This window comes from Streptococcus sp. 2154 (assembly GCF_013277255.1).
Classification (GTDB): Bacteria; Bacillota; Bacilli; order Lactobacillales; family Streptococcaceae; genus Streptococcus; species Streptococcus pseudopneumoniae.
In genome coordinates, this window is the sequence record NZ_VMMK01000074.1 from 1 (window position 1) to 3,293 (window position 3,293).

The 3,293-nt window shown below is 43.0% G+C and carries 1 protein-coding gene, 16 tRNA genes and 1 pseudogene; 16 read left to right on the forward strand and 2 right to left on the reverse strand.

Translation table 11 applies throughout. The annotated features are described in order from the left end of the window. The first annotated feature begins 36 nt into the window (after positions 1–36). From HT693_RS10810 to HT693_RS10885, 16 genes are all read left to right on the forward strand, one after another. Positions 37–109 (forward strand) — tRNA-Asp (locus HT693_RS10810). 24 nt (positions 110–133) lie between these two features. Continuing rightward, positions 134–206: transfer RNA gene (locus HT693_RS10815), tRNA-Lys, on the forward strand. A 5-nt stretch (positions 207–211) separates the two neighbouring features. Then, positions 212–293 (forward strand) — tRNA-Leu (locus HT693_RS10820). An 18-nt stretch (positions 294–311) separates the two neighbouring features. After that, positions 312–384 (forward strand) — tRNA-Thr (locus HT693_RS10825). A gap of 22 nt (positions 385–406) precedes the next feature. Further along, positions 407–478, forward strand: a tRNA-Gly gene (locus tag HT693_RS10830). Between the two features lie 7 nt (positions 479–485). After that, a tRNA-Leu gene (locus HT693_RS10835) sits at positions 486–571 on the forward strand. Between the two features lie 11 nt (positions 572–582). Beyond that, positions 583–656 (forward strand) — tRNA-Arg (locus HT693_RS10840). Between the two features lie 15 nt (positions 657–671). Continuing rightward, a tRNA-Pro gene (locus HT693_RS10845) sits at positions 672–745 on the forward strand. Positions 746–750: 5 nt separating this feature from the next. Continuing rightward, a tRNA-Met gene (locus tag HT693_RS10850) sits at positions 751–824 on the forward strand. 13 nt (positions 825–837) lie between these two features. After that, a tRNA-Ile gene (locus tag HT693_RS10855) sits at positions 838–911 on the forward strand. Between the two features lie 10 nt (positions 912–921). Further along, positions 922–1,011: transfer RNA gene (locus tag HT693_RS10860), tRNA-Ser, on the forward strand. 10 nt (positions 1,012–1,021) lie between these two features. Beyond that, positions 1,022–1,095: transfer RNA gene (locus HT693_RS10865), tRNA-Met, on the forward strand. Between the two features lie 3 nt (positions 1,096–1,098). After that, a tRNA-Phe gene (locus tag HT693_RS10870) sits at positions 1,099–1,171 on the forward strand. 19 nt (positions 1,172–1,190) lie between these two features. Beyond that, positions 1,191–1,261: transfer RNA gene (locus HT693_RS10875), tRNA-Gly, on the forward strand. 35 nt (positions 1,262–1,296) lie between these two features. Continuing rightward, positions 1,297–1,370: transfer RNA gene (locus HT693_RS10880), tRNA-Ile, on the forward strand. Positions 1,371–1,376: 6 nt separating this feature from the next. Next, a tRNA-Ser gene (locus HT693_RS10885) sits at positions 1,377–1,464 on the forward strand. A gap of 227 nt (positions 1,465–1,691) precedes the next feature. Here the strand turns inward: HT693_RS10885 and birA are convergent. Both birA and HT693_RS10895 read right to left on the reverse strand, forming a co-directional pair. After that, entirely contained in the window at positions 1,692–2,627 is a 936-nt protein-coding gene (gene birA / locus HT693_RS10890; RefSeq protein WP_000844510.1) for a bifunctional biotin--[acetyl-CoA-carboxylase] ligase/biotin operon repressor BirA, read from the reverse strand. Beyond that, positions 2,624–3,261: pseudogene (locus tag HT693_RS10895) on the reverse strand (AraC family transcriptional regulator); the annotation flags it as partial. The pseudogene HT693_RS10895 and the gene birA, both read right to left, overlap by 4 nt. Between the last annotated feature and the right edge of the window lie 32 nt (positions 3,262–3,293).

The window sequence follows — 3,293 nt, forward strand, 5'->3', positions numbered from 1 at the left end:
CAGAGGGTCAGCGGTTCGATCCCGTTAACTCCCAAAGGTCCCGTAGTGTAGCGGTTATCACGTCGCCCTGTCACGGCGAAGATCGCGGGTTCGATTCCCGTCGGGACCGTTTAAGGTAACGCAAGTTATTTTAGACTCGTTAGCTCAGTTGGTAGAGCAATTGACTTTTAATCAATGGGTCACTGGTTCGAGCCCAGTACGGGTCATATATGCGGGTTTGGCGGAATTGGCAGACGCACCAGATTTAGGATCTGGCGCTTAACGGCGTGGGGGTTCAAGTCCCTTAACCCGCATTAAGATATAATAAATGAGCCGGCTTAGCTCAGTTGGTAGAGCATCTGATTTGTAATCAGAGGGTCGCGTGTTCAAGTCATGTAGCCGGCATTTTTAGATAGAAGAAAACAGTGCGAACGTAGTTCAGTGGTAGAACACCACCTTGCCAAGGTGGGGGTCGCGGGTTCGAATCCCGTCGTTCGCTTAGAGAGGCCGGGGTGGCGGAACTGGCAGACGCACAGGACTTAAAATCCTGCGATTGGTAACGATCGTACCGGTTCGATTCCGGTCTTCGGCATAAACTAATGAGCACCCTTAGCTCAACTGGATAGAGTACCTGACTACGAATCAGGCGGTTAGAGGTTCGACTCCTCTAGGGTGCATTTTTCTATTTAACTCGGGAAGTAGCTCAGCTTGGTAGAGTACTTGGTTTGGGACCAAGGTGTCGCAGGTTCGAATCCTGTCTTCCCGATTCATGGCGGTGTAGCTCAGCTGGCTAGAGCGTCCGGTTCATACCCGGGAGGTCGGGGGTTCGATCCCCTTCGCCGCTATAATGATCTTGTCGGACCTTTAGCTCAGCTGGTTAGAGCTCTCGGCTCATAACCGAGTGGTCGTAGGTTCAAGTCCTACAAGGTCCATTTGAATATTGGAGGATTACCCAAGTCCGGCTGAAGGGAACGGTCTTGAAAACCGTCAGGCGTGTAAAAGCGTGCGTGGGTTCGAATCCCACATCCTCCTTTTATATTAACGCGGGATGGAGCAGCTCGGTAGCTCGTCGGGCTCATAACCCGAAGGTCGTAGGTTCAAATCCTGCTCCCGCAATAAGGCTCGGTAGCTCAGTTGGTAGAGCAATGGATTGAAGCTCCATGTGTCGGCGGTTCGATTCCGTCTCGCGCCATTTTATTGATAGTATTTATGCGGGTGTAGTTTAGTGGTAAAACTACAGCCTTCCAAGCTGTTGTCGCGAGTTCGATTCTCGTCACCCGCTTTGAACTTTGTTCAAATTACCAAGTTTTTTAACTTGGGCGCGTAGCTCAGGTGGTTAGAGCGCACGCCTGATAAGCGTGAGGTCGGTGGTTCGAGTCCACTCGTGCCCATTAATTGGAGAATTACTCAAGAGGCTGAAGAGGACGGTTTGCTAAATCGTTAGGTCGGGTAACTGGCGCAAGGGTTCGAATCCCTTATTCTCCGTTTTAATGAGAGTTTGTAACTCTCTTTTTCATTTGGCTCTTTGTCAACTGTAGTGGGTTGAAGTCAGCTAAGCTCGAGAAAGGACAAATTTCGTCCTTTCTTTTTTGATGTTCAGAGCGATAAAAATCCGTTTTTTGAAGTTTTCAGGCTCTTTGTCAACTGTAGTGGGTTGAAGAAAAGCTAAAATCTTTATATACTGTCGATTTTATGGTTGTTCTAATTTATTATTACTTCCAACTCTTGAGAGAAATTTCTCCGCTATTGAGCCAGATTTCTTTTCCGTTATCACATTGCACCAAAAGTTTTCCACTTTCAGAGATGTCTTTAGCAAGTCCCTTGTAGTCTTTTTGATCTAGTGTGAAAGTAACTTCTTTTCCAAGAACGAATGACTGTTTTTTGTATAGGTATAATAGCTCTTCTGCTGGTGTTTCGAAGAAAGTACGCCAGATTTCTATGATCAATTCATTCCTTGTTATAGGAGCTGTAGCTTTAAATAAGCTGGCAGCTTTTTCTTTTAATTCCTGAGGGAAGTCTTTAATAGTGAAATTGATACCTACTCCAATAATGATATCTGTGACTAAGCCAGTTTCTACAGAGGTCATTGCTTCAGTGAGAATTCCTCCAATTTTATGATTGTTTAGGTAGATATCATTGACCCATTTTATGTCGACATCTATTAAAGTTAGGTTCTTAATGGCTTTGTAGACAGCTCCAGCTACAAGTAGTGTGTAGGACGGTAATTTGTCATAGGGAAGATTTGGTTTAAGATGGAGGGTCATATAAATGCCACCTTGAGGAGAGTAGAAGGAGCGTTGAAAACGGCCACGCCCTGCTATTTGATAGGAAGCTAGATAGAGGGTGTTTGCTTCATAGCCTAAATCAATTGCTTCTTTTGCATCTAGTTGTGTTGATTTTGTTTCGGGTTTAAAACTGATTTTAATTGGAAGATTTTCTTCTAGAATCTCTGGAAGAATAAGGTCACCATTCATCAGTTTATATCCTCTATTTTTGATACTATCAATTTCAATCCCTTCTTGTTCTAGTCGCTTGATAGCTTTCCAAATTGATGTTCGGCTTAGGGATAGTTTTTCTGCGATTTTTTCTCCGCTGATATAGTCGGTTTCTTTAGATAGGATTTGGTAGACAGCTTGGTAGGATTTCATAATGTTGCCTTTCTCACTAGTTGGTATTGAGAGTATTCTTTTCTTGTATGACTTGGAGTCTGATTAAAGTATTGTTTATAAGCTTTCGAAAAATGTAGTGGATCTGAAAAACCTACCGAGTATGCAATTACCTTGATGGATTCTTGGGTATTTTCGAGAAGTTGTTTAGCTCGGTGCATTCGAACGTAGAGTAGGTATTCTTTGGGTGATAAGGTATTAAATTCTTTGAATACGCTTGATAAGTAGCTTCTGTGAACGGATAGTTCTTTTGTTAAATCTTGAATTGTAAGTGATTGAGGATAGTGGCTATCAATTAATCGTTTGCATTCAAGATAGAGTTGGTAGGTTGATGAAATATTCTTTTTTCTGATTGGGAGCAATAGTTCCCAGATGAAACATCAGTTCATGGAGTTGTCCCATGATATGGAGTTGAGCTAATTCATTGGATTTTGTAATCTGAGCGAAGCGAACAATGTCTGAGATGAGTTTTGCAGTAGTCTGGGTATGACAAGTTTCAGATTGGATGAGATAGGATTGATCAGAAATTTGAGAAAGGGCAAAAAAAATCAGGAGCTTTCCCTCCAGTGATTCCTAACCAGTAGTAGGCCCAAGGTTCTTTACTATCTGCTTGATATAGTCATTTAGCTTTAAAAAGCGTTCCAAACA

What these genes read in the sequence shown, in the direction of transcription:
- birA (WP_000844510.1), bottom strand. Translation starts at nt 2,627, where the DNA reads ATGAAATCCTACCAAGCTGTCTACCAAATCCTATCTAAAGAAACCGAC.